This is a genomic window from Halorubrum distributum JCM 13561 (assembly GCF_000337395.1).
Classification (GTDB): Archaea; Halobacteriota; Halobacteria; order Halobacteriales; family Haloferacaceae; genus Halorubrum; species Halorubrum distributum.
Map to the genome: position 1 here is coordinate 34,821 of NZ_AOJF01000025.1, position 24,180 is coordinate 59,000.

The window sequence follows — 24,180 nt, forward strand, 5'->3', positions numbered from 1 at the left end:
ACGGTCGGGGAGAACCGACTTCTCACGGGCGCTATCGGTGCCGCTGTCGCCGTGGCGGCCGCCGAAGCGGGCCTGTTCAGTATCGGCTCCGAAGCCGGTGCGATCATCGCCGTCGCCGGCATCGCAGTCGGCTCGCTGTTCCTGCTCCGGCAGGCCGACGAGTTCACTGCGGCCCGGTGGATCGCGATTGTCGGCATCGCCGGCGTCGTCGCGCTCCAGGGACTCGGCGAGGGAGATCTCCTCACCGAGTTCGTGAACTCGGACGCGTTCCTGATCGCGGTCCTCATCGGCGGCTACGCGCTCATTCAGCTCGTCCGCGAGTACCGCGCGAACAACGCTCCAGACGATGACCAGCCGCAGATCGTCATCGGCGGCCGGTTCTCGAATGACGACGAGGGGTCCGACTGATGAGCTGGCTCCTCGACGCGCTGTCCGCCCTCGGCGCCGGCCAACAGCTACTGATGGGCGCGATGCTGTTCGTAGGAGCCTTCTACATCCTGAAGGTCGTCAAAATCGGGAAGATAATTGGTGACACGGTCTCGTCGGGGGCAGCCTACGGGATTGCGATTCTCGTCGTTGGCGGGCTCGCTATCGCGCTCGGCTGGGTCGACCCGAACGTGAGCGCCATGACCTCGCAGCTCGGCAGGTTCGCCGACACCATCTGGTCGGCGGTCGGCGACTGGGTCATCGAGCAGACGCTCGGCAGGCTCAAAGAGTCAGCGGGCGTGTAGCATCGCTCGCAGAATAGCACCCATTTCTCGGCGCGTGCTACGCCGCTCTGAGCGTTCGGAGCAAAACGAGGCCCCAAGCCACTCGTCTCAAAATCGATAGCTGAGTCGGACTATTTTTATTCACCCGATTAAGTGTAGGATTCGTGAATAGAAGGAATCTCCTACAGGTTCTCGGTGTATCTGGAGCTGCGGGACTCGCAGGATGTAATCAGGTTCGCGGTGTGGTCAGGTCCGGTCCGCCCTATTTTGAAGAAATCGAGATAACCGGACCAGATGAGGTAGAGACATGCGAGGGGATCAATCTCGAAGTGAGCGTGACGAATACCGGTGGAGAAACCGGAGAGTTCACTGCCCGGTTGGATATCGGGGAGGGACTGTTCCAGAGTTCGGAATCGATAGCAGTCGAAGACGTTCAGATCACACAGACAAAAACAGCGACTATCGGCCCGTATTGGTCGGATAAGACCGCTGAAATTCCTTTCCGGCTAACGGAACACGACGCCTCACACACAGTGGTGGTGACGACGCGCGAGCTTCAGATGGGAGAGGAGCTCAACTGTGATGGGGGATACCGAATTTCTCTCTCCTCACCGCGGTTCGTCAGTACCCTCACGGAGGGCTCAGGGGAGGATATCAGACTGGTTACGCCCGAAGAAGACGGTAGGATCTACGCGTTAGTTGAAGCCGAGATTGAACTATACAACGAAGATCGGAGACCGTACGGAACTCTGTCGACGGAGTCGTCGAATGGATTTGCGCTGTCAACACAGACTGATCTCTCAGAGATAAACGAGCTCGACAATCCGTTCAACCGTGATCGGTTAGACTCGACCGGATCAGAGAGTGGGACTGTCGTATTTGCCGTTGAGACAACGGAAGGCGACGGTATCAATGACAATATAATCAAGAACTGGAATTCAGATACGCCGCCCGACGTCATCTGGTCGCTCGAAGACGTTCCGGGGGCGGCGTTCGATACAACCGTCGAATCTCCTGAGAGCATTGAGATAGGGCAAGAAGGGACGGTCTCAGTCGTAGTTGAGAATACGGGTGACGGGGCAGGGACGTACCGAGCAGCGCTACTCAAGAGCCTGAACAGCTTCGGACCACAGGAGACGAAAGTGGACAGCATCGAAGTGGCGGCAGGCGAAGAGGAACGAATTCAGTTCGGGATCACTCCGGAGGGGCTCAACAAGCCAGACTACGAAATCGCTCCTGAGGGCACGGCGATCAACTACGTTGTCGAGCCTGTAAGTCTCGAATTCGGTGAAGAGTTCACGACATACGACGGCGGGACTTATGTCGTGAATACGCCACTAAATAGGTCCATCTACGCAGATGAGGTGAGTTACACCGAGTTTGGGAGTGAGCAAACGGCAACGGCAGGCAGTGGTGAGACGTTCGTGATTGTAGAGATAGACGTCGACCCAGAGTCGGAGATCCTCAACACCGTGGACTATTCGCTGCTCGTTGATGGTAGGACCGTTGAACCGTTCAGTTCTGGATTCCAGCGAAACTACACCTCACCAGTTTCAGGTGCCGAATATCCGGGAAGCGACACTGGCGGATTGTTGGTATTCCGAGCACCCGAATCAGCCCGTGAAAGCAGTGTAGAGGTACAAGCGATGTTCTACGGAGAGGAGGGTGATTATCCGGTTCAGTGGACAGAGTAGTATGTGCCGCCATTTTTGAGAGTAGAGAATGGTAACGGTAGTTCAGCGCCCTATGATTTATTATATTCTGAATTTGATTTGATATCGCTAATGGCATCCGTTCAGATTTTACTTTCACTACTTATTCTAGGGATAAGCGGTGTCGGTGCCGTATTTAGCTTCCTCATCTGGAGAAGCAATACTACAAGAAGCTTGTATGATCAAGAGGATCAAATTCGTGAAGAGCTACTGGATAAAGAAATTACAATTTCGTTCCATTCTGATGGCGAATTCTTTCAGCTCATAATGAGAATACACGAGATAAATTGCTATGAGCCAAACAGTAACTGGCGGTACAAAATTAGACGCGCTGTTTGGGGGAGCAATGGGACAACAGAGATCCAATTAGAAGTCGTCTGGAGTGATTGGATCAAAGATATGATGGAGCTACATGCGATGTCATTGCCGAACGAATTGGAAGATACCGGGAAGATGGAAGAGCTCAATATTGAACTACTACCTGGCGGGTATAGCTCACAGAGAATGAAAATATACACTACGCATCCAAAAGATGTGAACAGAGAGATTTCAAAATTCAAACGCACAGTGACAAGAGCGGTCCATTCCAAGATTGACGAGCTTGAATCATAAAATCCGAATCTGGTACACCCATCCAGATGCGTCAGTCGCAGTTCCGATGCCGGTAGTTGAACAGATGCCAACACCGTGGTTAGCCTCTCAAACCCCATTTAATACGGGGGGAATATCTACCACGTAACTTTAACACGTAGCCAACATAGACCCAGATACGATGAGCTACCAGCGTCAGCAGTCCCCCAAACAGCAACTGTCCGACTTCAGGGAAGTCTTCCCCCAAGTCGCAGTTGTTGCTGGCATGGCTGCCGCAATCATGGCGTTGGTGTACAAACCCGTCCTGAGTGCGATCGGGGTGACTGGATGGATCTCTGAAGTCACGGGTACCCAAGCTCTCATGCCGTTTTTCGTTATGTCTTGGGTTTCCTTATCCCTCTACATCACGGCATACAATATGGAATCTGCTGATGAAGAGCTGGAAGAAGAGGCTGAAGAAGTGGCTGAAGAGACGGTCGAAGGCGAAGACTCTGACCAGCCAATTAGAGAGTCAGTTCTAAAGCTACACAAGGGATTCACTCAGCTTGCCAGTCTGGCACTAATGATTGCCGTCGGTGGCATTACTGCTGCTTACTTGACGGCGACCATCGCGCCAGCGGCAGGTATCGTGCTCGCAGCTATAATGCCGCTAATCGAAATGAAACTCAGCGGTAGCGACGTGTGGTTCCTCAGCCCTTCAGAATTGCTGATAATCCCCACGTTCATCGCTTTAGTTCCACTAACTCTAGCCGTAATGGTAGGCATATTCCTCATGAGTGTGGTGGTAGCGCTATCTCAGGCCCTAAAGGATCTGATTGAAGCGGTCACGGCGAGTATGGTAAAAACGCTATATATCGCTAATGTGGAGACCCCTGCCCTCGATCCGGTCTTTGATCGGTTCAATCGGCGCGAGCGCCGCTAAGCGTGGAACACCACCACTTTTGAAAGAAAGCGACATACGACGGACCGAAGACACCCATTCCTCCGAGGATTATTCTCAATTCAGATGAGTTGTAGATCCAAAGTACAGAGCAGACGACCAACGCGGCGAGGAATCCCGGAAGCGCAATATGCCACTCGTGAACTGCTTTGACAAGCTGTACTTCTTTTGAAGCGGTGTTTTGCTCGTAGTCCCAGTTCTGCCGTATCCACTCTTTCGAGAAACGTTTGGGATCGTCCTGGCTCATTTTTTTTTAGAATCCGGCCCATTGACCAGGACGTGTAGCGTGTGGAGGCCGAAGAGCAGGAAGCGGTCGAACGAGATCGGCATCTAGGTGGCCTTTCAGATAGGCGAGCCCCCACGTCGTGATCGACCAGTGGTCGTCAAGCTCGTCGCGATTGTAGTGAGCGACCCAGCCGGCGCGGGCGAGGACCGTCAGACGCGTGCGGACGAGCCCGCCGAGCAGCTCGCAGTCGTGCGCGATTTCCCACCACGAGGAAGCACCCTCGCGGTCGAGGTACTCAAGAATCCGATCGTCCTCGTTGACCATCCAGTTAGCCGATTTCTTGACCATAATCAGGTTCCAACATGCGCACCTTCGTCACTACTCTCCGTCTCCTCGTTTAGTTCTTCGGCGTCAAGCTCACCATTTAGGTATCTCTCACCTTTGTCGGTGAGGCTGTAGACTCCATTGGGGAGCCGATGGAGAAGACCGTGATCCGCGAGCTTGTTTAGCCGACGGGAGATATTGGGCCGGCTGGTGCGGATGTAGTCCTCCTTGTCCAACTCGCTCGCAGAGGTGGGGCCACCATCTTGGATGATCTCCATTATCCGGTCATCCCAGATGGTCATCCAGTCTGTACTCTTTCTCATTATGCTCACAATCTCACTACCGCATCTTTGTTTCCGGGTATTGATACTGAAATATGAGTCTGATTAAGAAGCATCCATAGCATATTATCTTATCGAGCAGTACATTTATGAACAGTCAGTGTAATGCTGTGGGTACGGAGCCCGAGTGAGAGACTCTCGGCAGTGCGAGACTATGTTGGTTCCCGGCCGCGGCGTCACCAGCGCCCGGCCGGGTCGGGTTCTGTGCTGAAACCACAGAACCATGCCATCGAAGGCAACGGGGGGTCAATTCCCCCCAACGACGGCAGACGAACCGTGCGGACATAACAGCGACGGCTGCGCGTTCTGCCCCGCGGACGCCGACGGCTACGACGCGACCGCGGAGGCACCGCTCTGTCGCGACTGCTCGGACCGCTTCAGCGACTTTCTGGCAGGTGGTGCGCGATGAGTACCGGGATCCAGAAGACGAAGAGCGACTTCTTCGATCTGACCGGGTTTCAGCGCGACCTCTTATGGGCGATCGCCCACGAGGGCGGCGCCGAATACGGGCTCGGAATCAGGGAGTCGCTCGAAGAGTCCGGCTACGACGAGATTAATCACGGCCGACTCTACCCGAATCTCGACACGCTCGTTCGAAGCGGATTCGTCGAGAAGAACGAACTCGACAGGAGGACGAACGAGTACGCGCTGACCGACGAGGGGAACGAACTGCTCGCCGACCGGCAGTCGTGGGAGCGTGGTGAGGCGTGAACTTCGAGCGCATCACCGACGGCGAGGCGACCGCCTACACGGCGGGCGTCGAGCGTCTCCACCCGGACGTCGACAAGTGCCTGAAGCGGGAGGGCTACCACAGCGAGGGGACGCTCTACGTGGTCATGGCGGGCGGCGAGACCTACGCGTCTCACGACCGCTTCGCGATCGCTCGGGAGCTGCCCGGCGACGCCTCGTGGGTGACGGACGCGCTCCGCGAGCTCGAACGCGACTACATCGGGGTGCCGCAGTGACGCGGCGCGTGACAGTCGAACTCCGGACGGCTCGCGGGAAGCTCGTCGAGGATGTCGAGGCGAGTATCGTCGCGACCGACGACGCGATCGTCGAGCAGGCTCGCCGAGATCTCGGCGTCGCCCCGGAGGACTTCAACCGCGGCGAGGTGGTCGCGCCGTGACGCTCTGGGACTGCCCGGAGTGCGGTTCCACCGTGAACGCGTTCGTGAACGGCCAGACGTGCCCGCACTGCGGCTACTACCGTGGTCGGTCACTCGTGACGCTGAACACGGGACCATGAGCCGGGACCTATCACCGCGGGAGGCTGCGGACAGGTTCCTGAGCCGGCGCGCGCAGCGACAGGCCGACGAGACGGTCCGGAGCTACTCGCATCGGCTGAGTCACTTCGTCGAGTGGTGCGAGGCGAACGACATCGAGACGATGCGCGAGATCGGCGGCTGGGAGATCGACGAGTACCGACATCACCGGGAGTCTGGCGATGTCTCCCCGTCGACGGTGAAGAGCGCGATGGTCTCGGTGAAGCAGCTGCTGGAGTTCTGCGAGCGAATCGAGGTGATCGAAGAGGACACCGCGAAGAAGGTCGAGATCCCGAAGCTGACGAAGAGCGAAGAGACGAGCGACGAGCAGCTGCCCGCGGACCGAGCGCGAGCGCACCTCGCGTATTTCCGCGACTCCGACCAGTGGTTTGGAACCGCGTGGCACGCGTCGCTCGAAGTCCTCTGGCACACGGCGTGCCGGCTCGGTGGACTCCGCGGCCTCGATCTCGGTGACTACGATCCCGACGAGGGGACGCTGTGGTTCAACCACAGGCCGGAGACCGAGACGCCGCTGAAGAACGACACCGAGGGCGAGCGCATCGTGAGCGTGAACGACGACGTCGTCGAGGCGCTCGACATGTACGTGGCCCGGGAGCGGCCGGACAAGCGCGACATGTATGGCCGTGACCCGCTGTTCGCGACCCGACAGGGGAGGCCGAGTCGAACGACGGTACGGTCGTGGTGCTATCAGTCGACGCAGCCGTGTCTCTACACGGGCTGCCCTCACTCTCGCGAGCGTCACAGCTGCGAGTGGACGAAACGCGGGTCGGCGGGGAAGTGTCCGTCGTCGAGATCGCCGCACGCGGTCCGAACCGGCGCGATCACGTGGATGCTGAACGAGACGGAGGGTGACATCGAGTACGTCGCTCGGCGGGTGAACGCGAAGCCGGCGACGATCAGGCGGTACTACGACAAGGCGACGGTGGTCGAAGAGTTCGAAGAGCGGCAGCAGCGGCACGCGGACCTGGATATCAACAATGAGCCAGCCTAACGAAACGCGATCGGTAGAATCGGCGGGGAAGAAGCCCGGAGACGCGGACTCAGCGAGTTTCGCATCCCCCTCCGGCCCCATAGCAGTCTTCACTCTAACGTATCACTTCTTAGTAATAGGTATTCGAGGAAAAACAGGTCCGTAGCCGGAGGTGTCGGCGCGTGAGCCTCGGCTACTCCGGGAGCTTCACCGCCGAGAAGGACCGCGAGTTCTTCTGTGACACCTGCGGTGCGCGCTGTACCCGCAGCATCAACGGCGACCTCGAGTACGGCCATCTGGTCGGCTGTCCCGAGCGTCCCGATGAGTTCAAAATTGGCACCTCTGAGGGCCGGCGCTACCGTCCCGACGAGGGCTCAGACGGGGGTGCGTCAGCGTGAGCGACGACGACTCCGGTCACGCGAGGTCGCTCGCGGAACAGCTCCGGCTCGCGGAGGAGAACGGAAACCTCCCCGACGAGCTGGCAGAGGACCCCGAGGACGACGAGACCGAGGAGGTGGACGATGTCGAGTGAACGGGCCACCACGCCCGGCGTGGGCCACGTCGGTCCGCTCCTCTCGGCGCGCTGTACGGGCTGCGGGAAGACTTCAGAGAAGCGGACGGCCGAGATCGTCGGTGACCGCTCCAGCGGTTCGTTCCAACACGTGTGTCACTCGTGCCAGGGTGTCACTTGGTGGAACGTCCTCGAGCTCGTCGAGGATGACGCGGGTGGTCACCGATGACGGGGTGCCCACACCCCACGCAGCGCCGGAGCGGCGTCTGTCAGATGTGCGCGGTCGAGCAAAAGTTCGACGGCGTCGATTTCGATAAGGGCGGCTACGAGTGTCCGGAGTGCGGCGGGAAGACATCCGGCCGCGACGTCGTCTGCTACGAGTGCCGGGGTGGTTCGGAGTGAGCATCGACATGCCCTCGACGCCGGACGCCGGACTCGGGACGCTCCCGGACCCGCGCATCGAGGACCGCGTCGCGCCCCAGCCCGCGGCGCACGGAGCCGCCGTTCAGGCCGTCTTCAACGACGCGAGTCGCGATCTCGCGCTCTACTCGGCAGTCCACCAGTTGTGGTACGACATTGTCGGCGATCGCGACGAGGAGCCGGGGATCGCCGCCGAGGTCGATCACCGGGAGCTCCCGTGGCTCGACGCGCCGACTCCCGGGCGAGAGTGGGTCGTGAAGCTCACCTCGTCGCGCTGGAAGGCCGGCACGGGAACGGGAGACGACTACTCGGCGTACTACAAGTACGACCTCACGCTCCGCGAGCGCGACGAGGACGGCGACCTCTACAAGACCGGGAAGGCGTGCTCGCTCCGAGTGATCCCGCAGTTCGAGGATCTCAACTACAAGGACGGCGAGCCGCTCACGCTCCAGTACGACGAGGGATCGCTCGTGCGGTGTTCGACGACGTGGGCCGACACAGCCGCCGAGGTCGAGGGGCGGATGCTCGACCTCCTCGAGATCGTCCTGGACGTCGACCGCGGTCGCCTCCTCGCGGACCGGAACGCCGAATCGCGCCGGCTCACAAAAGCCGAGGCGCACCACCGGTTCGACATCGGGTGGAAGCGGCAGGTCGTCGAGGTCCTTGACCAGACTCGGGAGCTGATCGCGTACGGCGGTCAGTCCGAGATCGAGGCGCACCAGCGCCGCCAGCGCGAGGGATACCTGGAGGCGCTCCTCGACGCGGACCGCTGGCATCTCCTCGGGTTCGAGCGGACAACCTACGACATCGAACTCAAATGCTATCAGGCCGCGGGGTGGGCGGAGTTCCCACGCGAGGACCCGGCGCACCACCCGAAGCTGGAGGCGTCGTTTGCGGGCGTCGACGGCGACGGAGCGCTTCCACACGTTGACGAATGGGACGAGGTCATGTCCGTACTGCGGTCGGTCGTCTCGGCGCACCTGGAGTGGGCCGGCGTCGGTCGCGAGGAGCTGATCGCCGACGACTATCAGGCGGGACCGGCGAGCCCGGAGTACCGGTACAAGCATCCGGGCGGCCGTCGTGAACAGCTTCGCGAGCGCTACGAGGCCGTCGGGACGGAGATCCACCGCGAGGCGCTGAAAGCGAACACGCAGGCCGTGTACGACATCCTCCGCGTGGTCGCGACCGAGTCCGGTGCGTCCTACGACACGCTCGAGGAACGGACCGGTCTCGCTCGCTCGACGATACGATACCACGTCTCCCGGCTCGTCGAGGTCGGGATCGCGGAGAAGGTCGGGAACCCCGTGCTGGTCGTGTTCCCGAGCCTCGCCGTCCTCGATGAGGCCGAGGAGATCCTCCGGCGGATCTACCCGGACGACCAGGTCGACGATATGATGGAACGCGCAGAGGCTCGTCGCGAGCGCCGCGAGGAGCGCGAGGACCCGTCCGCGGTCGGTGACGGCGACCAGGAGGCCAGCGACGACCAGGACGACGCCGGCGACGGAGATCGTGGACGTCGTTCGGAGTGGGCGTACTTCCAGGACCTCGCGCTCGAGCCGCACCAGCTGGCGACGGCGCTCGAGAAGGAGTACCTGGAAGGCGACGAGGTCCGCGTACGGACCGATCGCCGAGACTGGGTCGGATAACGGCGCTCGACGCGCCTCGGTTCGCCGCGGTCGGTAGCTTCGCCTCTGTTCTTTCGAACCCTCTGACGCCTCGATCCGCGCCTCTTGTCCCTCGACGTCGACGAGCCATCGGCTCGACCGGCGTCGATCGCTCCGCTTTCGCAGTTACGGTGCCTTCCGAGGTGGATTTTAAAACATAATGGTTCCTAACACCAGTCCGCGGATCGCCCCTCTTGTGCTGTCGAGCGTCGCGAGAACGGCCGCGAGAGCGTTTGCGGTGCGTGGGTAGGTTAGCAGGGGACCCTACGGGTGTAGCCCCTAAGGGGGAGAACAATAACGGCCGGCGACAGAACGTCGCCGGCCTGCCGCACCGCACCGCTCCGCACGTTGAACCTACAGGACGGTCGTAGAACGCCCTCTCGCCGGTGAGAACGCGGTATAGTGGGGGACGGGACCGTGAGAAAGTACCTTGTCAGATAGCCTTAGGTGGGGCTACCCGAGCCGTCCGATCGTCTGGTCGATCACCCACTCGCCGACGGCGCCCCAGACCGCGTCGACGGCCGTCGACAGCTGCGAGGTCATGGCCGACACGTTCGGGTCTATCCATCCGAGCGCGATCGCGACCCCGGCGCCGACCAGGACCACGATACCGTACGCGGCCCCCGACGACAGGACGCTCCCGACGAGACGGCCGATTTTCACCACCTTGAACAGGTAGAGCGCTCCCGCGAGGAGCATGGCACCCATCATGAGACGTTGCCCCGCTCCGAGCGCCGACAGCGCCTCGAGGAGCCAGCTCATTAGTCCGAGCCCTCCTGGTCGTCGCCCGAGTTGAACCGCCCGCCGATCACTATCTGCGGCCGGTCGTCGTTCGGGTCGTTATTCTGCCGGTACTCCCGCACGAGTTGGATCGCCGCGTAGCCCGCTATCAGGACCGCTATCAGGAACGCATCGGAGTTGACAAACTGAGCGAGGAGGTCTCCCTCTCCGAGCCCTTGAATCGCGACGACGCCCGCGACCGCGACGATCGCGATCCATCGGGCCGTAGTAAACTCGCCGGCCTCTCGGAGGACGTAGAGCGAGCCGACCGCGATCCCTCCGACAGCGAGGATCGCGCCGGCCTCCGAGCCGACCTGATAGAGTCCAGCCTGTCCCGCCGCGACCGCGACCGCCGCCGCGATCGCACCCGATAGGAGCCTGTTCTCGCCGACGCTTACGAGCGCGCTACCGACGCTCGAGACCGCGGACTCCAGCGCGCTCCCGAGCGCCGGTCCGACGCGCGGGACCTGCCCGACGACGCCGCCGAGACTCGCTCCGAGTCCGTCGATCGCGTCCCTCGAGGCCGCCGGTCGCGTCCCGGCGACGAACAGCATAGCAACCCCGCCGAACAGGACTGTCAGGCTCGGGAGGTTCCCGGTTGTGAGCGTCGCGAACACCCCACCGCCGACCGTATCGGTTCCCGGAGTCGGCGGCTCCGCCGCGACGATCTCCACGAGACCCACGTCGTCGCGGGAGACCTCAATCGCCGAGGGCTTCTCCGCCCCACCGAGTCGGTCCCCGTTCTTGTCGACGGCCGCGTAGTATTCGCCGTCAGTTCCGGCGACGTACTCGACGCTCCAGGAATCACCGACCACCGACGCCGGCTCGACGACGAACCGCGGTCTCGTCGCGTTGACGCCGTCCGGAACGCGCACCCGCATGGAGTTGTGGTCCGGCGAAACGCGCGCCGAGAGCGTTTGGAGCGTTAGCGTCGAGCCGCTCGTCGCGTTCGGCGCGTAGAACCGCTGTTCTCCGTCTGAGTAGAGCTCGACGTAGTCGCTTTCCGTGGGATAGCTCTCGTTTGTCGCGTAGTGCGTGAGCTCGCCCTGAGCCGTCTCACCGACCTCGAGGTAGCTTCCCGAGCTCCAAGAGTCGAGTTGAATCCGCGAGTTGAGATCGAACCCGACGGGCGTCGCTCGCTGGACCGATATCTCTCCGTCGCGAACGTCGACGCGCGAGCCTGCCGACCGAATCTCGACAGTCGTTCCCGCCGGGACCGGGTTGCCCGCGACCTCCGACACGTCGACCGACAGCGTTGTTCCCGAGAGGTTCGTCGCGTACTGAGGCACGCTCGACCAGCTCCCGCTCTCGTTAAGTCGGTACTCCACGGACCGCATGCTGAATACGTCTCGAGCGTGCGGAATCCGGAGCGTTGCGTCCGCTATCTGGTTCGTGTACGTCTTTGTGACGTTGTAGCGCTCCGTGAGCGCCTCAGACTCATAGAGAACAGTCCGCGGCGACTCGAGGTCGTGTCGGTACTCGAGCTCGACCTTCGGCTCCGGTCCGGCGCCCGAGTAAGAACCGTCTCCGACACTCACCGTGATATTATTCGTTCCCTCCTGGACCCACGACGCGTTAGCGTCCAGCGAGACGGTTTCGCCGTCGTTGAGGGTGCCGGAGTGAGAGACGGTGTTGCCGTTCAATTCCACGACGGGATCGCGCGTCTGAGTGACCTCCATCCACTCGGCGGAGACGTCGACCTCACCGTCCGTCGATATATCCGCCGACTGCGACCCCGTCGTTAGGCTAACCGACTCCGTGACCGTCTCACCGGGAGCGAGGACGCCGGAGTGAGAGACGGTCGACCCACCGATCGACACGGACGGATCCTCCGTCGCCGTGATCTCCGTCCATGACACGTCGACGCCGACGCCCCGCGCGTTTGTCGACGCTGTGAGACTATTGGACCCGGGTGAGAGCGTTATCGGCTTTGTGACTGTCTCACCGGGAGCGAGGTACCCGGAGTGAGAGACGGTCGACCCACCGATCGACACGGACGGATCCTCCGTCGCGATTATCTCGTCCCACGACGCCGAGGCTTCGATCGTCCCGTCGCCGTCCGCCGTGAGCGTGATCGCGGTCGTGTCCGACGTGATCGAGAGCGAGCCCGATCCCCCGCTCCCGAGAGAGACGCTCCCGCCGCCTCCGTTCGCCGTCGCCACGATATTGTGCGGCGCGTCCGACGCGATAGTAAGACCTGTCGAGTCGCCATCAGGTGCTTGATAGTTTGCGCTCCCTCCCGTGTCGGAAAATGTGATCGTGGTTGTGTCGTCTACGGAGACACTCCCTTCGTCCCACGTGTGCGTCTCCGTGCCTGTACCAGACGAAGTGCCCCGCGTTCCGAAGGACGTACCATCAATTAGTACCTCCGTGTTTGTATTGTAGCTGTTCGGCTGATCGATCGTCGCGGTGATACTGCCTATTTGGTCAATATCTGACGTGTCGATCGTGAACGAGTTGCTCGACCCTCCTGTAACCCAGCCAGCACTCCCGCTTTTCGTTCGCTCGACGTTTGAGGTGCCTGTTATGCTCACCTCAGCGTTCCGATTGTCAAACGCCGAACTGTCGAGCGTGGCGAGCGTCTCGCCCGGTGAGATAGTGCCAGAGCCGGACCGCGGGTTACTCGTGGTTGAGTCGCCTGTTAGCGTTACTTGAGCATTTTCCGGGTTTTGATTCCCCCCAACGTCGATCCCGAGCGTGTCGCCATTTGAGAGCGTCCCGAGTGAGGCGCTTCCGGGGGCCGTCGTTTCGACTCCGGTCAGCGTGACCGTCTCGTCTCGCGGCGCGGTGGTTCCGCCGACGTCGATCTCGAGCGTGTCGCCGGCCGACGCTGTCCGCGACGCCGAATCGGTCGCGGTGTTCTCCACGCCCGTCAAATTGATCGAGACATTGTCGACGGATTCCCTCGAGTCCAGTTGGTACGTGTGTCGCGTCCCGTCGGTCGCTGGTCGGTCCTGTATTACGAGTTCGCCGCCGAAAGTGACCGTGTTCGTCGAGAACCCTCGGACGTAGAACGCGGCGGAGTCGCCGCGGACCTGGAGAGGTTCCGTGTAGGTCCCGCTCTCCTCGTGAGCGATACGCGCGACGCTCGGGATCTCTCCGTACGCGCCCTTGAACCACTCAGTCGGAACAGCGACCCATCGGCCGTCGTGCGTGCGATCGTCCGACAGGTTAAGCGCCGGCTCGCCGTCGACGGTCGTCGTCTCGACGCGCATTGTCTGAGCGCCCGTCGACGCGTGAACAGTCGGGCTATCGTCCATCAAGTGCGACCCCGGCAGGACGTTGAGCCCGTCGATCGGTCCGCGATTGACCTCCTCGAGCTCGGTTCCGTCCGGAGTGACGATCGTCCCGTTGTTCGCGTCCGGTTCCTCCGGACCCGTTCCGGGAGCGAACGTCGGGAGCGTCAGCGCCGCCAGGAGGAGCGCGCCGACGACCACGAGCGTCCCGACCGGCAGGTCCTCGAGAGCGCTGTCGTCAGTCATCGGCAGACGCACCCCCCTCCCCCCCGGTGGCCTCTACTCCGCTACGCGCACGTGCGCAGCCCTCGCTGAGCGAGATTTTGAGCCAGCGACGCTCATCCTCCGGGAATTTGGCTATATCGTCCCAAACAACCTTGTTGAAGCTTGTTTCGTTCCAGAAAATCAAATTCCCGACAGGACGACGGGAGAGCTGGTCTCGGATCATTGGTATCGAACTGAACCCGACGGGAGCCCGGTCGTTGTTCTCTTGTGCGGGGTTCGCGGTCCCGTCCGGCATGGAAATACGCCATTGGATCGTCCGACGGATCTTCGAATGGAGGTTCTCCTCGTGGTGTGCCAGGTAGAACAGGCTGAAATGGAACTTTCGAGAGTCTGCCATCACTCTCCGGAGTGCTTTCACCTTCTCGTAGGTCTCGTGAACGTCCGCTTTGGCACTCTCCGGTGCGAGGTCCGCGGTCTCGTCGAACACCAGCGATGTCCAGAGGTAAGGGCCGTGTTCGATACGTGCGATAGCCCACGCGAACCACCAATGAACGAGCGGAGTGGGCTCTTTTTCCTCACTCGCGTTCCAGCGTGCGACCCACTCGACTTTTCCATCAAAGTAGTCCGATTCATTGACGATCTCCTCACAGCCGCTAAAGCTCGGGTCCGGGTAGACGACGTTGAAAGTCCCCGGTTTGAGCTTCTGATTCAGGTCGATCGGGTCGTCGTAGTAGACGACTTCACGGACCTCCTCCTCGAGGTCCGCGTTGCTATCTTCTACTGTTCCGGATACCTCGATGGGCTTCCAGGAGGCCTCGTGTTTCGCCGAACTGGGAAGGAACAGCCTCGTCCAGGGCTTCAGCGGGAGCCACTCAGACCGAGTAGGGCTCCCGCGCCAAACGACCGCCTCGCTGTTCACTTCCATCAGACGAGTCGTCCAATAAAGTCCCCAAGTGGACTTTCCTGAGCCTTTCTCGCCGGTCGCGAGGAAGTTTGTTCCACCGACTTGAGTGGTTCCACGGTCCTCCGTAGCCGACTCGTGGATTAGACAGTCCGGGTATGCTCGGAAATCATATGTGTCGCTGAACGGTTCAATACCGAATCGTCGGCGAATGTCCTTCGCGTCTGTCGCTTTGTTGTTCCAACCCGGCGGTTTATCCTCGACGTTTGGATACTCCGGATGTGATTGCTTAGTGTTCTCTCCCCAGGACTGCCCTTCCGGCGGCTTACCGGCTCTACCTCCGTCTTGATGTGCTTTTGCCATTGTTATCCTCGTTCCCATTTCCCCATGTCGCTGTCGACGTTCGCGGACTCGGACCCGCGGAGCGTCCGAGCCGCCGCATTACACGCGGGGAGCAGCGTGCTAACTGCGAATCTGTACCTCGTCAGCGTCGCTCCGTCGCTCTCGCTGTCGAGAAGCGCCTCCATGAGCGGACTCGACCGCTCCAGGTCGTTGACCGCTCCCTGAGGCTTCTCGCCGTTCGTGACCGCCGTCACGCTCCGAAGCCAGCGCGTGACCTCGCGCCGCGAGTCGAATCCCGTCCAGAGCTCTCGGAGCGCCTTCGATTGGCCCGTGTCGAGCCGCTCGAACGCCGGTCGCATGAGCGGGTTCCGCTCGTTCTCCGGGTCGATCGTCACGCTCTCGTCGTCGTCCTCGAGGCGCTCTTTGGCCCGGTCGCGGAATTGTCGAAACGCGAGGTCGCACGCGTCGTCCATCGACTCAACGAGCCGCTGTCGAACGTACGACCCCGTCTCACTCCGTCGGAGGAGATCGTCGAATACCGGCGACTCCGGCATTATCTGACGCGGCTCGAGAACGGACTCCACGTGTCCGAGCGTCCGGACCGACGCCGCTTGATACCACGAGAGCGCCATCCAAAGCGACGTAAACCCGTCCGCGAGCGGTTGAATCGGCGGGTCGCGCCGAACGTCGCCGTCGTAGAGTAGCCGGTCGTGGTCCCGGTCCAGGACCTCGAGCGCCGGTCGCGTCGACCGACGCGACCTCGTCGAGCTACTCATTATCGCCCCCGTCCGCGCGAACGTCGCTCGTGTCCGACTCGTTCGTGTCCGGCTCAGGACCGCCGAGTGTCGGCTCCGACTCCGAGTCCGGCCGCGCTTCCACGTCGAGACCCATACCGAGAGCCTCCTCGTTGAGCCGCCGCGTCACGGTCTTGTCCTGCCGGCCTTGGACCTCCCGCGCCTCGAGCGCTGTCGTCGTGCGCTCGCTCCAGGCGATCTCCTCGTACTCCTCGAGCGTTTTCGCGTCTGCGTGCTCCTGCTGGAGGATCGTGAGACTCGCGTCGGCCGTCACGTCGTGACGCGGCGCCGGAGTGAAGTCGACGGAGCCCGGTTGAGCCTCGAGCGACTCCACCGCGAGAGCGACCGCGCCGAGAGCGGCGCCGACTGTCGGGACGTTCGCGACCACTCCGCCGACCTTCCACCCGATGATAGGGAGCGCGAGTGCTCCGAGCGTCAGCGCTCCATAGAGGAGCTTCTCGCCGCGCTCAGTCGTCTCCGGGTCGATCCTCCACCACACAGGCATACGACGCGCTAAGTGCGCCGCTGTGTGTTTGACGCCCTCCGAGTCCGGATGGACATACACCTTCTCGGAGATACACCCCGCGTTCACGCGAACCCGCGTCGTCAGCGACGACAGGTCGAGCCGCGCCGCGTCTGAGAAGAATCGAGCGAGGAACGGCCCGATTCCCTTTTTCGGGATATATCGACCCTCCTCACCGCGGACCATCGGGAGCCGCGGGAGGTCCTCATACAGCTCGTCGTGATAGTTCGACTCCGGGATCTCTATCGAGTCCGTTACCTCCGACGCGCCGCCGTCCGGAACCGCCTCCGGGTCCGACTCGCCGTCGCGTCCCTGTCGGAGCGCGATCGCGGACGTGAGCTCTTTCCGCTCAAATCCGACATACTCAACGTCGGAGTGTATCTGGAGTCCGCCGCCGTACGCGATCACTCCGAGCGACAGGCCCATCAGGATATCCAGGTTCGCGATCACAACCGCGACCTCGTAGTACGCGGCAGAGAGCGCGAGCCCGCCACCGAGGAGACCGAGGAACACCCACGCGCCCTTTCCGTACCGCGGGCCCGTCCCGGTCCGCTTGAGCGTGACTTTCGCCAGCGACAGCCCGAGAACGACCGCCGCGACTCCGGGGAGTATCGCTACCCGGAACACGTACGTCCAGGCCTCCGAGAGCGTGTCGATCTGGACCTGTTGAGAGGCCGGCGCCGACGCGTGTTCAAACCGCCACGTCGCTCCGGTTACTCGCTCCCCGTCCCGCTCGAGCCATGCTGTCGCCTCTACCTGTTTATCGTAGTGCGACTGAAGCTCGACGTCGCTCGTTGAGTACCCCTGAGCAAAGTTGACGCCGATCCGCTGGACCGTCTGATTCGCGGCGTACTCTCGCGTCGAGCCGCCGACCTCAGTCGACTCCGGTTGCCAATAGACGACGACAAACTCGTACTCTCCGGCCGCCTCTCCGTACGCGTTACTGTAGAGCGTGAGAATGTCGCCGTTCAATGTCTCTCCCGGCGAGACTCTCTTTACCCCGTTACTGAGCGGGTTGATCGGAGTGTATTGGAGTATTACTCCACCCATGCCGATGTTCCGAGCCGACTCGGGAGCCGCGGAGCTCTTAACGCCGCCCCGTCGGAGCTCCTCGAGGTCGAACGGTCCCGGCTCGGACCACGTTGTGTTAGCCTCCGTCTGAGCGTGTCCGTGGGCTTCCACGGCCGCCGTTGCGTCCGTCTGAGGGCCCGCGGCGGCCGCCGCCGGAACGAGAGCGCTCGCGACGAGAAACGCGGCGGTCGCGACGACCCACGCGCGTTTCATCGGCCCTCCTCGCTCTCGTCGGCCCTCCATCGGTTCGTTTCTTTCCGACAGCGACGACACTCGTGGTTCTCTCGGAGCTGACAGTCCAGTTCGTCGAGAGCTACAAGCCCAATCCAACCGAACCCTCCAGCGCCTATGAGGGAGACCGCACCTCCCGCCAAGTCGCCACTGCCGGCCATGTCGACGCCAAGCGAGAGGGCGATACCGGCCACTGCGAACGCTATCACAGCGACGCCCGTCATGGCTCGATGCTTCTCTTTGAGAGCGTCTCTAAGCCGCAGACGCCCCGATTTCGACTCCCAAGCATCTGCGATCCATTTAGCCTCGGAGTCCGTTTCGATCACCGCCATTAGTCGTCTCCCTCCGCGACCTCCGAGCTCGCGTAGATCCACGCCAGGACCGCGACGAGGCCGACCGCCGCGATCTCCCCGTTCGTGAGTTCGAGCCCGAGTCCGTCGAGCGCGATCACTCCGGCGCCGCCGCCGACGAGACCGCCGAGAGCCGTCGCACCGATATCCCATACCTCAGGTCCGAAGTACATCCCTCCGGCGAGACCGCCGGCTCCCGCGGCTCGCTCTCCGGTCAGCGACGACCGCACCGCGCGGAACGCCTTTTTCGGGTAGAGTAGCGCGTAGGCGAATACGTCCGTGTACTCGCCGAGGACGTACGCGAACCCGCCGAGAACGATCCACCCGAGGATCGCCTCCGTAGTCATGGCTGGCATCTATGCTCCCTCCGTTGACCGCCCTGTACCGCCTCGTTTCGTCGTGTTGAGTTTCATGAGTCGTCGATTGAATCCTCAATTTCGTTGCTCGCGTCCCACAGGAGCTTTATCAGGAGAATCGAGCCGGTGACAACCACCAACTGAGTCCCCCACCCCTCCGGGAGCGGACTTGATTCGCCGAGCGTCGAGACCAGCGAGGAAATGTAAAATAACTGGTTGATGTTCGTCCACGCGTAGAGCGCTATCTGGTCGACGAACGGTATATTGAATACCGCCGCGACAGCGCCGAACAGTCCAGTTATCACCGCTGGCGGACTTTTGAGTGCGTCCGGTGCCATTGTTAGGTTCCCAGGATTCCCGCCGCCCCCGGTATCGCGTCAGCGATAACGAGGATCGTTCTCCGTCCGATCACAACGAACAGGTAGACCACCGCGACGACCTCCGCCGCGAGGATAATCGGCGCCGCCGGCCCGCCGATCGACGCGAATCCGACCAGCGCCTCCACGATCCGATCGACGACGCCGAGAATCCCGGTCCCGTCGACTGCCGACCCGCCGACTGTCGACCCGACGCCCACCAGCGTCTCTCCGACGAACAGCGGGATATCAGCGAGTCCGAGCGTTCCGACCAGCCCTGGACCGTCGCCCTGAAAGACGAACACAATCAGGTCCAGAATCCCGACGACGACGCTCTCTAAGCCGCTAATGAGCGGCGACAGGATCGCTCCGAGAATGAATCCCTGAGGAGCGCTCGCGAACCGGAGGAGCACCGCCGGAATGCTACTGTCGTCGCCGCCGTTCGGAGCCGCCGCCATGACTATCCACCTCCAGCGAACCTCGAGGCGGCCGACCTGAGCCCGACGCTCAGGACGTAGACCGACGCGAGGACGATCGCGACGTTGATCGGCAGGGAGAGTATCCCGAAATTGGCGGTACTGAATTGGAACGCGCTTGAATAGGCAGATCCGACGGCACCGAGTGTAACCTCAATGACGCCGGGGGAGTCGACCGTCGGGCGGCCGCCCGCTCCGAGCGGCTCCTCCCACCCTTCGATAAACCCGGCAAAGCCGCCAAATATCGATACGAACGCGTCCGCTCCCGCCGATATGAAATCAGTTACCCCCGCGACGACGGTCGCGATAACGCTCGTTCCGATCGCCTTTCCGAGACGCCCCCATTGGACCGGGTTCGCCGCGTTCAGTATCGGATTCTCGCCGCTCGTGTCGCCGTTCAGGAACGTCAGAAGGCTACTGTCGCCGCTACTCGACACGACGACTCACCTCCTGAGTCCGCGGCGACGGGTTGCTCATTGGTCGTCGACCGCCTCCTCGTCGGCGCCTATGATCGGTACGTCGAACGGGAGGCCGGGGAACAGGTTGCCCGTCTCCTCCTCGTCGAGGAACGTCGCCAAGAGGTAGAGGCTCGCGAGAGAGAGCGCGACTGTCAGCGGGAGCGCGAGGATACCTCCGAGTTCCGCGCCGAAAACCGACGTTATCGCGTTCTCGGAGATACGCGCACCCGCTTCGATAAGCGCCGCTGGACCTGTGAGGAGCCCGTCGAACAGCGTCGAGATTGACTCGCCGGCCCCCTCAAAGGGAGCTGTCGCGAACGTCGCGATCGCGTCGATCACGTCGACGACCGCGACGACCGGCGAGATAAGCACCCCGAGAATCGAACTCGTGAGAACACGCGCCGCCGACCCGCCCTCAGAGAGATACGTCGTGATACCGCTCAGGGTATCGACGCCGCCGCCGCTCCCGAGGTCTAACGATGCCATGTCACCCCTCCAGCCCGTCTTTCAGCGGGTCGAACAGCCCGAGCGCGTACGCTCCGACCACGACGACGCCGCCGATTAGGATGTTCTGCGTGCTAAACAGCCCGCCTCCACCGCCGAATCCGAAGACTCCGCCGCCGTCGGTCGCTTGGTTCACGGTCGTCCCGATCTCGATGTTCTCCGCGGACTCGCTGTCGGAGTCGCTCGCGTCCTCAGTCACGACGACACGGTACGAGTCGTATTCGGTCGCGTTGACCGCGAACGTCTGCCGGACCGTGTCGTTTGAGTCTACAGAGGATACCGTCCCGGAGTCGACCTCCGTCGAAAGACCGTCCGAGATACCGTACACCGTGTAGTTGAGGGCGTCGCCGCTCGTGTTGGTGACCTCGAGATACACGCTCTGCGTGTCGTCGTTAACGGTCACCTCTTTGTCCGCGAGCTCCGCCCCGGACTGTGCCGCCGCCGGTACCGCCATTGAGGTAAGCACCGCCAGCGCAAGGAGCGCCGCGAGTGCCGTCTTTTTGATGTTCATGCCACTCCTCCGAACGAGCCGCTATCTGTCTGATTCATTTTGTCAGAATGGACTTTATCGCCGTCCGAGGCGCTCTCTCGTAACTTTTCGACGTACTCGCGGAAGGCGTCGCTGACTACGATCCCCGTCGGGTCCCAGCTCACGCGCCGATCCCCCGCAGCTCCGTTTTCTCGGAGAGAAGGACGACCAGCGCGCCGAGGAGAACGAGGGAGATCCCGACCTCCAACTTGTCGACGAGCATCGCGAGGCCGCCGACAAGCGTCACGAACCCCGCCTCGAGGTCCTCGTCGAGACCGAGACGACGAGCGACTGCCGTCACGCGTCTCCCCGGTGATTCCGCCAGTCAGTCCACCGCTTCACCTCGCCGTCGTCGGGCGCTTTCCGCGAGCCCCTGTCGTCGTCGTTCATGCCTTTCACCGGCTCGCCTCACGAGCCGACATAAAAGACGAGCCGTCAGCGAGCGGATAAAACGGCAGAACCCAACGGGTGGGAGAACGTCGTTAGCCGACTATCGTCCGGAGGATGAAGAAGACAGCTCCACAGTGATAATTCAGATGTGAAAATGTGGTTTTGGAGGTTTGTCCACTTCTAAAGAGGTGCCGATAGGGCGACGGTTGAGTTTCCAAAATCGGCTCGCTTTCGCCAGTTTGGGAAATCCAAGAATATAGCCCCCCTAACAACGTTTAATCCCCAAACGACCATCTCGTATCTCGCATGAGCTCGAAAGCATCCGAGTTTCCCGTCCACGAAGAATTGGACGTTCGAAAATCAAACACGATCTACAAGAATGCCAATTGGTGGAAGGCGGTAATACTCTCTGAGTCATTCGGGAGCACTGAAGTCGCTGTTTATCTGTGGCAACGCGACGACGGTGATTGGAAAAGGAGGCAAAAACTCAAAATCGCCAGTACCGAGGAGTGGGAGTCTATCCGCGAGGTGACTGACACGTTTGTCAAAGATCTATAACACATACATCAGCAGTCCTACGCGAATCCCGCTTCTTCGAACGCCTCGTTCACGACCTCAGGAGTCGGCGCGTTTAGGTACGGCTCGATCGCCTGGAAGGAGTCCCACCCGCCGACGGTCATGACGACGCGCGGGTTCATCTGCCGATCGACGAGGAGACGCTGTGCGAACCGGCGCCGGAGATCGTGGCTCGACACGTGGCGGAAGTCCTCGTCGCCGCTCGCGTCGGCCGCGCGCTCGGCCGTGCGTTTGACCACCGCCCGGACGCCGCTCTCGGAGAGGTCGACGATCGGCTCGTGGCGGCCGACGTCCTCCGAGCGGACGTACCGGTGGATGTCGCCCTCGACCTCCCGCGGGAGGTAGGCGTCGCGAGGCTTCCCGCCACTCCCGGTCGTGTCCTTCCCCTCCGGGATGCGGAGCCGGAAGTGGTCGCCGTCGGGGGTCCGCTTCACGTGTTTCGGCGCGACCTGCGGGATCTCGAAGGCGCGGAGCCCGACGAACCCGCCGAGCTGTATCACGAGGTCGTCGCGGTGACCCCCGGCGGCGCGGCGGAGCTCCTCGAGGTCGTCGTCTGTGAGCCAGCACTTGTACTGGTCCTCCTTGCTGGTCGCCTCTAATCGCATACGAACTTCCAAAAGAAGATAGCACTTAGTACGGCAGAACCGACGAGGTCCTCGGCGTGATCGGGGCGGAATCAGGGGGTTCGTTGACGACTTCTTTCACAAGTCGGCAACTGTGTATCTACCGGCTCTTGGCGATGTGGCCGAAGCTGTGTGCGGATGAATTATCGGACTACCCAGCTGATTACGGCTCCCTTCTGATGGTGAGGATGACGGAGTCGCTCAAACGGTTCCACTGCAACCGTTTCGATTTCGAGATCATACCAGTATTCGACGTCTATCTCAAACTTTTCGGCAATACGGTCAGCTCGCAGCTGCTGGTACTCCTCGTTTTCTTTCTCATAGTAGAGACCAAGTAGTCCACAAGGCAGGCCAAAGTCTGATTCTGCGAGCTTTTGAGCGTCTGTAAGTAGCGAAGAAGAACTCCGTTCGGGGAACGGGCTAAAGACGCTCTTGTACATGTTCGGATCGATATTCCCATTGTCGAGACGGAATCGGAGAAGCTTCGCTTCGATCGGTATTTCGAGAGTTCTGTCACGAATCACGAGGTCACATCTGCGCCCGCTCTCAGGATACCTCACCTCTCGCTCAATGTTGGCTGGGACCTCGCCTTTGCTTGCGAGAGCATCGAGGACCATTTCGAGTTGCCGCTCTTCTTCGAACGGACCGATTCCGGGATCCCACCGTTCGTGGGTCGCTTCTTTGTCGACGGCGGGGATCACACTCGCGAAGTCACACGCGATCTCTTGGAGTACATCCGTTGTCTGTGTCATGATTCGTTACGCCTCTAATCCCACGGTTAGTTCATGTGCCAATCGCTCGCTATCCTGCTCCTTCAGACCAACGTGATCAAAGTGTTCTTCGAGTGCATGCCTACTCGCACTTCGCTGATCGTCATTCTTCGAGATGATCTGGCCAGCTTGCCAGACGATACTGTCAATTCTGAGCATTGAGACGGGTTTCTCAAGCTCCTCGTTCACCGACTGCATCACGTGAGCCCACGCCTCCATCACGGAACTCTTGTCCTCGATATTGGTCAGCCCTGATGCCACCGCGACTCGCTCTACCTGTAAGTCACAGGGGATGGGGACATCAGCCGGTAGTTCGAGATACCTCCCGTTCACGACGAGATTGAATATATCGTAGATTTTCACCCCGATAACGACTGTTTTCCTATCCATCTCTGTTTCTAACGCGTCGGCGATTTTCTCCCAAACCTGGATCGGATCCATATCTGGATAATTCTCGAGGAACCACTCGCCAAACCCGTTTTCAGCCATTCTGATCAGCCGATTTTGCTTCTGTTCTCGGAGCCGAGCGTTGACTGGTTTCTGTAGGAAGTCGTTGAGGACTCTGTTTACATCTGACTCGCTCTCAAGCTCGCCGTATTCGAGGAGTGTCTCTTCTAGCGTTTGCCAGAATTTTTGTGCGTCTCCGGCGAGTTGGTAATCCTGTGTGGCAGCGAGGATGCTGAGGAGAGCAAGATGGCGGTCACTCTCGAACTCGTCGACGACTGACGTAAGAAACTCGTACTCTGGCTCAGTTTCGTCGAACTTTACAATACCGCTGTAACCGAGTTCAGTGATAGCCCCTGAAACCTGTTCGACTCGGTTGGGTGATAGCGTATTTTCATCCATTTGTGGTTGTAGCTGAGATTTTAATGCATGTCCCCGCTCGGTAATGCGCTAGACTGTAGTCGACTGCTATCAACCAATTTTGATATAATCACCGACTTGTTCTAGAAGTCGGGAAGAGTTGTTACCATAGATTCTGGGCAAGACAATTATTC

General features: G+C 61.1%; 35 protein-coding genes. 16 read left to right on the forward strand and 19 right to left on the reverse strand.

What is annotated here, in order from left to right; all coding sequences use genetic code 11:
- Positions 1-51: 51 nt before the first annotated feature.
- From C470_RS03600 to C470_RS03610, 5 genes are all read left to right on the forward strand, one after another.
- Positions 52-408 carry a hypothetical protein gene (locus tag C470_RS03600; RefSeq protein WP_049908567.1) on the forward strand — a complete coding sequence of 119 codons (357 nt, stop codon included), beginning with the start codon at positions 52-54 and terminating at the stop codon, positions 406-408.
- Positions 408-731, forward strand: coding sequence for a hypothetical protein (locus C470_RS03605; RefSeq protein WP_008365322.1), 324 nt, complete (start codon positions 408-410; stop codon positions 729-731). Before C470_RS03600 ends, C470_RS03605 begins: the two co-directional genes overlap by 1 nt.
- A gap of 143 nt (positions 732-874) precedes the next feature.
- Entirely contained in the window at positions 875-2,404 is a 1,530-nt protein-coding gene (locus tag C470_RS15550; protein ID WP_152418628.1) for a hypothetical protein, read from the forward strand.
- Between the two features lie 90 nt (positions 2,405-2,494).
- Positions 2,495-3,034 carry a hypothetical protein gene (locus tag C470_RS15555; protein ID WP_152418629.1) on the forward strand — a complete coding sequence of 180 codons (540 nt, stop codon included), beginning with the start codon at positions 2,495-2,497 and terminating at the stop codon, positions 3,032-3,034.
- Between the two features lie 160 nt (positions 3,035-3,194).
- Positions 3,195-3,935: a hypothetical protein gene (locus C470_RS03610; RefSeq protein ID WP_008365324.1), complete on the forward strand. Its 741-nt coding sequence runs from the start codon at positions 3,195-3,197 to the stop codon at positions 3,933-3,935.
- Here C470_RS03610 and C470_RS15560 read toward each other — a convergent pair.
- Genes C470_RS15560 through C470_RS03620 form a run of 3 tightly spaced genes read right to left on the reverse strand, consistent with a single transcriptional unit; the run spans position 3,913 to position 4,826 of the window.
- Positions 3,913-4,200: a hypothetical protein gene (locus tag C470_RS15560; RefSeq protein ID WP_152418630.1), complete on the reverse strand. Its 288-nt coding sequence runs from the start codon at positions 4,198-4,200 to the stop codon at positions 3,913-3,915. The genes C470_RS03610 and C470_RS15560 overlap by 23 nt on opposite strands.
- A 6-nt stretch (positions 4,201-4,206) precedes the next feature.
- Positions 4,207-4,503: a hypothetical protein gene (locus C470_RS03615; protein ID WP_008365326.1), complete on the reverse strand. Its 297-nt coding sequence runs from the start codon at positions 4,501-4,503 to the stop codon at positions 4,207-4,209.
- A 26-nt stretch (positions 4,504-4,529) separates the two neighbouring features.
- The gene (locus C470_RS03620) at positions 4,530-4,826 is read right to left on the reverse strand and encodes a PhiH1 repressor (protein ID WP_082226639.1); all 297 of its coding nucleotides are present in this window, start codon (positions 4,824-4,826) and stop codon (positions 4,530-4,532) included.
- A gap of 423 nt (positions 4,827-5,249) precedes the next feature.
- On the opposite strand from C470_RS03620, the gene C470_RS03625 reads away from it, so the two are divergent.
- From C470_RS03625 to C470_RS03645, 9 genes are all read left to right on the forward strand, one after another.
- On the forward strand, positions 5,250-5,555 hold the full coding sequence (locus tag C470_RS03625; RefSeq protein WP_008365330.1) for a helix-turn-helix transcriptional regulator: 306 nt from the start codon (positions 5,250-5,252) through the stop codon (positions 5,553-5,555).
- Positions 5,552-5,809: a hypothetical protein gene (locus C470_RS03630; protein WP_008365332.1), complete on the forward strand. Its 258-nt coding sequence runs from the start codon at positions 5,552-5,554 to the stop codon at positions 5,807-5,809. Before C470_RS03625 ends, C470_RS03630 begins: the two co-directional genes overlap by 4 nt.
- Positions 5,810-5,817: 8 nt before the next feature.
- Positions 5,818-5,970 carry a hypothetical protein gene (locus C470_RS15920; RefSeq protein WP_160162937.1) on the forward strand — a complete coding sequence of 51 codons (153 nt, stop codon included), beginning with the start codon at positions 5,818-5,820 and terminating at the stop codon, positions 5,968-5,970.
- Positions 5,971-6,085: 115 nt separating this feature from the next.
- Positions 6,086-7,117 (forward strand): tyrosine-type recombinase/integrase, encoded by a 1,032-nt coding sequence (locus tag C470_RS03635; RefSeq protein WP_008365334.1) that lies wholly within the window; start codon positions 6,086-6,088, stop codon positions 7,115-7,117.
- 161 nt (positions 7,118-7,278) lie between these two features.
- On the forward strand, positions 7,279-7,494 hold the full coding sequence (locus C470_RS03640) for a hypothetical protein (protein WP_007993890.1): 216 nt from the start codon (positions 7,279-7,281) through the stop codon (positions 7,492-7,494).
- Positions 7,491-7,628: a hypothetical protein gene (locus tag C470_RS16010; protein ID WP_162832647.1), complete on the forward strand. Its 138-nt coding sequence runs from the start codon at positions 7,491-7,493 to the stop codon at positions 7,626-7,628. The genes C470_RS03640 and C470_RS16010 overlap by 4 nt, the downstream gene beginning before the upstream one ends.
- Positions 7,618-7,836, forward strand: a complete 219-nt coding sequence (locus C470_RS15220) for a hypothetical protein (RefSeq protein ID WP_082226641.1) — start codon at positions 7,618-7,620, stop codon at positions 7,834-7,836. Before C470_RS16010 ends, C470_RS15220 begins: the two co-directional genes overlap by 11 nt.
- A complete protein-coding gene (locus tag C470_RS15925) occupies positions 7,833-8,009 on the forward strand; it encodes a hypothetical protein (RefSeq protein ID WP_160162938.1) in 177 nt (58 codons plus the stop codon). Before C470_RS15220 ends, C470_RS15925 begins: the two co-directional genes overlap by 4 nt.
- A gap of 8 nt (positions 8,010-8,017) precedes the next feature.
- Positions 8,018-9,673 (forward strand): DUF7845 domain-containing protein, encoded by a 1,656-nt coding sequence (locus C470_RS03645; protein WP_394295044.1) that lies wholly within the window; start codon positions 8,018-8,020, stop codon positions 9,671-9,673.
- A gap of 471 nt (positions 9,674-10,144) precedes the next feature.
- Here the strand turns inward: C470_RS03645 and C470_RS03650 are convergent, their stop codons facing one another.
- Both C470_RS03650 and C470_RS03655 read right to left on the reverse strand, forming a co-directional pair.
- Positions 10,145-10,453 (reverse strand): hypothetical protein, encoded by a 309-nt coding sequence (locus C470_RS03650; RefSeq protein WP_008365339.1) that lies wholly within the window; start codon positions 10,451-10,453, stop codon positions 10,145-10,147.
- Entirely contained in the window at positions 10,453-12,633 is a 2,181-nt protein-coding gene (locus tag C470_RS03655; protein ID WP_239638554.1) for a hypothetical protein, read from the reverse strand. The genes C470_RS03650 and C470_RS03655 overlap by 1 nt, the downstream gene beginning before the upstream one ends.
- A 286-nt stretch (positions 12,634-12,919) precedes the next feature.
- On the opposite strand from C470_RS03655, the gene C470_RS15565 reads away from it, so the two are divergent.
- Positions 12,920-13,126: a hypothetical protein gene (locus tag C470_RS15565; RefSeq protein ID WP_152418631.1), complete on the forward strand. Its 207-nt coding sequence runs from the start codon at positions 12,920-12,922 to the stop codon at positions 13,124-13,126.
- Between the two features lie 819 nt (positions 13,127-13,945).
- On the opposite strand, the gene C470_RS03660 is transcribed toward C470_RS15565, so the two are convergent.
- The 11 genes from C470_RS03660 to C470_RS03705 form a co-directional block, all read right to left on the reverse strand.
- Complete coding sequence (locus tag C470_RS03660; RefSeq protein WP_239638555.1) at positions 13,946-15,196, reverse strand: hypothetical protein; 1,251 nt, start codon at positions 15,194-15,196, stop codon at positions 13,946-13,948.
- 2 nt (positions 15,197-15,198) lie between these two features.
- Positions 15,199-15,951 carry a hypothetical protein gene (locus C470_RS03665; protein WP_008365344.1) on the reverse strand — a complete coding sequence of 251 codons (753 nt, stop codon included), beginning with the start codon at positions 15,949-15,951 and terminating at the stop codon, positions 15,199-15,201.
- Positions 15,944-17,776 (reverse strand): hypothetical protein, encoded by a 1,833-nt coding sequence (locus C470_RS03670; RefSeq protein WP_239638556.1) that lies wholly within the window; start codon positions 17,774-17,776, stop codon positions 15,944-15,946. The genes C470_RS03665 and C470_RS03670 overlap by 8 nt, the downstream gene beginning before the upstream one ends.
- Entirely contained in the window at positions 17,773-18,126 is a 354-nt protein-coding gene (locus C470_RS15570; RefSeq protein ID WP_137708597.1) for a hypothetical protein, read from the reverse strand. The genes C470_RS03670 and C470_RS15570 overlap by 4 nt, the downstream gene beginning before the upstream one ends.
- Positions 18,126-18,500 (reverse strand): hypothetical protein, encoded by a 375-nt coding sequence (locus C470_RS03675; RefSeq protein WP_239638557.1) that lies wholly within the window; start codon positions 18,498-18,500, stop codon positions 18,126-18,128. The genes C470_RS15570 and C470_RS03675 overlap by 1 nt, the downstream gene beginning before the upstream one ends.
- Before the next feature lie 53 nt (positions 18,501-18,553).
- Positions 18,554-18,838 carry a hypothetical protein gene (locus C470_RS03680; RefSeq protein WP_239638558.1) on the reverse strand — a complete coding sequence of 95 codons (285 nt, stop codon included), beginning with the start codon at positions 18,836-18,838 and terminating at the stop codon, positions 18,554-18,556.
- 2 nt (positions 18,839-18,840) lie between these two features.
- Positions 18,841-19,314 carry a hypothetical protein gene (locus tag C470_RS03685; RefSeq protein WP_008365354.1) on the reverse strand — a complete coding sequence of 158 codons (474 nt, stop codon included), beginning with the start codon at positions 19,312-19,314 and terminating at the stop codon, positions 18,841-18,843.
- A gap of 2 nt (positions 19,315-19,316) precedes the next feature.
- On the reverse strand, positions 19,317-19,769 hold the full coding sequence (locus C470_RS03690) for a hypothetical protein (RefSeq protein ID WP_008365356.1): 453 nt from the start codon (positions 19,767-19,769) through the stop codon (positions 19,317-19,319).
- 36 nt (positions 19,770-19,805) lie between these two features.
- Positions 19,806-20,129, reverse strand: a complete 324-nt coding sequence (locus C470_RS03695) for a hypothetical protein (RefSeq protein ID WP_239638559.1) — start codon at positions 20,127-20,129, stop codon at positions 19,806-19,808.
- 148 nt (positions 20,130-20,277) lie between these two features.
- Positions 20,278-20,805 carry a hypothetical protein gene (locus tag C470_RS03700; protein ID WP_193365828.1) on the reverse strand — a complete coding sequence of 176 codons (528 nt, stop codon included), beginning with the start codon at positions 20,803-20,805 and terminating at the stop codon, positions 20,278-20,280.
- A gap of 139 nt (positions 20,806-20,944) precedes the next feature.
- Positions 20,945-21,124, reverse strand: coding sequence for a hypothetical protein (locus tag C470_RS03705; RefSeq protein WP_049908571.1), 180 nt, complete (start codon positions 21,122-21,124; stop codon positions 20,945-20,947).
- A gap of 395 nt (positions 21,125-21,519) precedes the next feature.
- Here C470_RS03705 and C470_RS15575 point away from each other — a divergent pair, with 395 nt between their 5' ends.
- The gene (locus C470_RS15575) at positions 21,520-21,771 is read left to right on the forward strand and encodes a hypothetical protein (protein WP_152418632.1); all 252 of its coding nucleotides are present in this window, start codon (positions 21,520-21,522) and stop codon (positions 21,769-21,771) included.
- Between the two features lie 17 nt (positions 21,772-21,788).
- Here C470_RS15575 and C470_RS03710 read toward each other — a convergent pair whose 3' ends face one another.
- The 3 genes from C470_RS03710 to C470_RS03720 all read right to left on the reverse strand — a co-directional run bounded on the left by C470_RS03710 (position 21,789) and on the right by C470_RS03720 (position 24,028).
- Complete coding sequence (locus C470_RS03710; protein ID WP_008365362.1) at positions 21,789-22,394, reverse strand: site-specific integrase; 606 nt, start codon at positions 22,392-22,394, stop codon at positions 21,789-21,791.
- A 161-nt stretch (positions 22,395-22,555) separates the two neighbouring features.
- Positions 22,556-23,164 (reverse strand): transcriptional regulator, encoded by a 609-nt coding sequence (locus tag C470_RS15225; protein ID WP_082226643.1) that lies wholly within the window; start codon positions 23,162-23,164, stop codon positions 22,556-22,558.
- Between the two features lie 6 nt (positions 23,165-23,170).
- Positions 23,171-24,028 carry an N-glycosylase/DNA lyase gene (locus C470_RS03720; protein WP_008365364.1) on the reverse strand — a complete coding sequence of 286 codons (858 nt, stop codon included), beginning with the start codon at positions 24,026-24,028 and terminating at the stop codon, positions 23,171-23,173.
- Between the last annotated feature and the right edge of the window lie 152 nt (positions 24,029-24,180).

Bases quoted from the DNA above. Each gene is read 5' to 3' on its own strand.
- C470_RS15220 (WP_082226641.1), top strand. From the start codon at position 7,618: ATGTCGAGTGAACGGGCCACCACGCCCGGCGTGGGCCACGTCGGTCCG.
- C470_RS15555 (WP_152418629.1), top strand. From the start codon at position 2,495: ATGGCATCCGTTCAGATTTTACTTTCACTACTTATTCTAGGGATAAGC.
- C470_RS03710 (WP_008365362.1), bottom strand. From the start codon at position 22,394: ATGCGATTAGAGGCGACCAGCAAGGAGGACCAGTACAAGTGCTGGCTC.
- C470_RS15560 (WP_152418630.1), bottom strand. From the start codon at position 4,200: ATGAGCCAGGACGATCCCAAACGTTTCTCGAAAGAGTGGATACGGCAG.
- C470_RS03660 (WP_239638555.1), bottom strand. From the start codon at position 15,196: ATGGCAAAAGCACATCAAGACGGAGGTAGAGCCGGTAAGCCGCCGGAA.
- C470_RS03610 (WP_008365324.1), top strand. From the start codon at position 3,195: ATGAGCTACCAGCGTCAGCAGTCCCCCAAACAGCAACTGTCCGACTTC.
- C470_RS03720 (WP_008365364.1), bottom strand. From the start codon at position 24,028: ATGGATGAAAATACGCTATCACCCAACCGAGTCGAACAGGTTTCAGGG.
- C470_RS03685 (WP_008365354.1), bottom strand. From the start codon at position 19,314: ATGGCGGCGGCTCCGAACGGCGGCGACGACAGTAGCATTCCGGCGGTG.
- C470_RS15225 (WP_082226643.1), bottom strand. From the start codon at position 23,164: ATGACACAGACAACGGATGTACTCCAAGAGATCGCGTGTGACTTCGCG.
- C470_RS03675 (WP_239638557.1), bottom strand. From the start codon at position 18,500: ATGCCAGCCATGACTACGGAGGCGATCCTCGGGTGGATCGTTCTCGGC.
- C470_RS03605 (WP_008365322.1), top strand. From the start codon at position 408: ATGAGCTGGCTCCTCGACGCGCTGTCCGCCCTCGGCGCCGGCCAACAG.
- C470_RS03615 (WP_008365326.1), bottom strand. From the start codon at position 4,503: ATGGTCAACGAGGACGATCGGATTCTTGAGTACCTCGACCGCGAGGGT.
- C470_RS15570 (WP_137708597.1), bottom strand. From the start codon at position 18,126: ATGGCGGTGATCGAAACGGACTCCGAGGCTAAATGGATCGCAGATGCT.
- C470_RS03670 (WP_239638556.1), bottom strand. From the start codon at position 17,776: ATGAAACGCGCGTGGGTCGTCGCGACCGCCGCGTTTCTCGTCGCGAGC.
- C470_RS15925 (WP_160162938.1), top strand. From the start codon at position 7,833: ATGACGGGGTGCCCACACCCCACGCAGCGCCGGAGCGGCGTCTGTCAG.
- C470_RS03680 (WP_239638558.1), bottom strand. From the start codon at position 18,838: ATGGCACCGGACGCACTCAAAAGTCCGCCAGCGGTGATAACTGGACTG.
- C470_RS03665 (WP_008365344.1), bottom strand. From the start codon at position 15,951: ATGAGTAGCTCGACGAGGTCGCGTCGGTCGACGCGACCGGCGCTCGAG.
- C470_RS03635 (WP_008365334.1), top strand. From the start codon at position 6,086: ATGAGCCGGGACCTATCACCGCGGGAGGCTGCGGACAGGTTCCTGAGC.
- C470_RS03620 (WP_082226639.1), bottom strand. From the start codon at position 4,826: ATGAGAAAGAGTACAGACTGGATGACCATCTGGGATGACCGGATAATG.
- C470_RS03650 (WP_008365339.1), bottom strand. From the start codon at position 10,453: ATGAGCTGGCTCCTCGAGGCGCTGTCGGCGCTCGGAGCGGGGCAACGT.
- C470_RS03625 (WP_008365330.1), top strand. From the start codon at position 5,250: ATGAGTACCGGGATCCAGAAGACGAAGAGCGACTTCTTCGATCTGACC.
- C470_RS15575 (WP_152418632.1), top strand. From the start codon at position 21,520: ATGAGCTCGAAAGCATCCGAGTTTCCCGTCCACGAAGAATTGGACGTT.
- C470_RS03700 (WP_193365828.1), bottom strand. From the start codon at position 20,805: ATGAACATCAAAAAGACGGCACTCGCGGCGCTCCTTGCGCTGGCGGTG.
- C470_RS03645 (WP_394295044.1), top strand. From the start codon at position 8,018: ATGCCCTCGACGCCGGACGCCGGACTCGGGACGCTCCCGGACCCGCGC.